The following is a 2,727-nucleotide window of genomic DNA, read 5'->3' as shown; positions in this document are numbered from 1 at the left end:
GCCAAGCAGAGAGGGAAAATGAACTTCATGGGCAATTCCTGGCAAAGTTTTTGATCTAGCTGGAATTACTCTACTGAGTCTCTCTCCTCAAAAGCAGAGGGAAAAGCCTGCCCTCTGCTGCCAAGGACGGTCAAGGGCGGGGGCTGTCTGCGCACCCTCTCCCGGAGGTTGCTAGCATCCTTGAACAGGCTCCTTTGAAGAAGGGCTGCCCGCAAGAGCTGCTATGGAGTTCCTCGCAGTTGCGGCAAGTTAGGAGGGTGTCAACCACGTGAGGATGAAGATGGCCACCACAGATGCAATGACCCACGCGACAGACAGACCAAGGGATCCGGCTGAGCTCCCTCAGGAGGGATCCCTGCTGCTCCACGTGGGCGGCATGAGCTGCGCCGGCTGTGTTCGGGCCGTCGAGCAAGTCTTGCTCGAGCAGGTGGGGGTGGTCAAAGCCAGCGTTAACCTAGTTACCGAATCGGCCCTTGTGGAATTTGCCCCTGGCAGCCGCCCTGACCCCGAGCATCTGGCCCGCATCTTGACAGAGGCGGGGTTTCCCAGCTCCTGCGCTGCCGATTCTCCCCAAGATCGAGCTCCTTCCCCAGATGGATGGGATCATGCCTTGGATGCGCCCGCTGATCCCATCGCGCGGCAGCGGCGGCAAACCCAAGCCCAGATTCGCCAGGCCCTCACCGCCGCTTTTTTACTGCTCATCTCTGCTGCCGGCCACCTGGATCTGTTCGCCCGCCTGGGCTTGCCCGTCCTCAACGACGTCTGGCTGCACTGGGGGTTGGCGACGTTGACCTTCGTCGGCCCGGCCCGCAACCTTGTCCTGGACGGCTGGCGGGCGGCGCGGCGGCTGGCCCCCAACATGAACACCCTAGTCGCCCTGGGATCCGGATCCGCCTACCTGGCCAGTTTGGTGGGGTTGTTGGCCCCGCAGGTGGGCTGGGAGTGCTTTTTCGACGAGCCGGTGATGCTGCTTAGCTTCATCCTGCTGGGACGGGCCCTGGAGCAGCAGAGCCGTCTGCGGGCCGCCGGCAGCTTGCAAGCTTTGGTGAGCCTGCGCCCCAACTTGGCTCGCCGAGTGCCACCCCAAGAGACTGCGGGATCCCTGACCTCAGAGGGAGAGTGGTGCCCCCTCGAACAAGTGCAGGTGGGGGATTGGCTGCAGGTGCGGGCCGGGGAGCAGATCCCGGTGGATGGAGAAGTGATTGCCGGCCAGGCCACGGTGGACGAGGGCATGCTCACCGGGGAATCCCTACCTGTATTCAAACAGCCAGGGGATCCGGTCGTGGCCGGGACGGTCAACCAATCGGGATTGCTGCTGTGCCGGGCTACGCGCACCGGCAAAGACACCACCCTGGCCCAGATCATCCGCCTGGTGGAAGAAGCCCAAGCCCGCAAGGCCCCCATCCAGAGCCTGGCCGACCGGGTGGCCGGTTACTTCACCTACGGCGTGGTGGCACTGGCTCTTCTCACCTTTGCCTTCTGGTACTGGATCGGGATCCCGCTCTGGGGAAGCGAGATCCTGATGGGGGTTGGTCTCCACTCCTCTCTGCACCTAGGGGATCACCCCCCCCATCCTACCCCTCTGCTCCTCAGCCTTAAGCTGGCCATCTCGGTGCTGGTGGTGGCCTGCCCCTGCGCGCTGGGATTGGCCACGCCCGTAGCCATTTTGGTGGGCACCGGACTGGGCGCGGAGCGGGGACTGCTCATCCGCGGCGGCGACATCCTGGAGAAAACCCACCGCCTGCAAACAGTTGTCTTCGACAAAACCGGCACCCTCACCCAGGGGGATCCGCACCTAACCGATTGCCTTGCCCTCGACCCTGCCCTGGATCCGGCTCGGCTGCTGCAACTGGCGGCCACAGTAGAAAGCGGCACCCGCCATCCTCTAGCCCAAGCCATTTTGGGGGCCGCCCGCGAGCAGGGACTGCCCTTGCTTTCTGCCGACGAGTTTCACACCCAGCCGGGAGTGGGGGCCTCGGCGCGGGTGGAAGGGCAAGAGGTCCTCTTGGCCTCCCTAGAGGGGCTTGCCGCCCTGGGGATCCCGCTTTCTCCTGAAGCGCAGGCCCAAGCCAAGGCGCTGCTGGAAGCTGGCAAAACGGTGGTGGGCGTGGCCCTGAACAGATCCCTGGTGGGGCTGTTGGCGGTGCAGGATCCCTTGCGGCCCGATGCCCCGGCAACCCTGCAACAGCTCCAGAAAATGGGCCTGCAGGTGGTCTTACTGACTGGGGATCGGGCCGAGGTGGCCCAGCAGGTGGCCCAAGCTCTACAGGTGCCAGGGATCCGCGTCATTGCCGAGGTGCAGCCGGCAGATAAAGCCCAGGTTATCCGAGATCTGCAGGCCCAGGGCCAGAGAGTTGCCATGGTGGGCGATGGCATCAACGACGCTCCCGCCTTGGCCCAAGCCGATGTGGGCATGGCCCTGCACTCTGCCACCGCTGCCGCCCTAGAGACTGCCGATATCATCCTCATGCGCAACCGCCTCTGGGACGTCGTGGAAGCCATCCGCCTTAGCCGCGCCACCTTCCGCAAAATCCAGCAAAACCTCCTCTGGGCCTTCGCCTACAACCTGGTCGGGATCCCGGTGGCCGCCGGCGCGCTTCTGCCCGGATTCGGCCTCGGCCTCAGCCCCGCTCTAGCAGGCGGCCTCATGGCCTTTAGCTCCCTCAGTGTAGTCCTCAATTCGCTCCTTCTCAAGCGAACTTTTGTATTCAGTGGATCCTCTGATGG

General features: G+C 64.1%; 1 protein-coding gene. It reads left to right on the top strand.

All coding sequences use genetic code 11. From position 1 onward, the window contains the following. Positions 1-280: 280 nt before the first annotated feature. On the top strand, positions 281-2,727 hold a 2,447-nt coding region (locus NW857_RS09050; protein ID WP_414368723.1), incomplete at its 3' end, for a heavy metal translocating P-type ATPase.

Origin of the sequence: Synechococcus sp. H55.9 (assembly GCF_047462355.1) — a bacterium.
GTDB lineage: Bacteria > Cyanobacteriota > Cyanobacteriia > Thermostichales > Thermostichaceae > Thermostichus.
The sequence above is the reverse complement of the archived record's forward strand: the minus strand, read 5'-3'. Positions and strand labels throughout refer to the sequence as shown.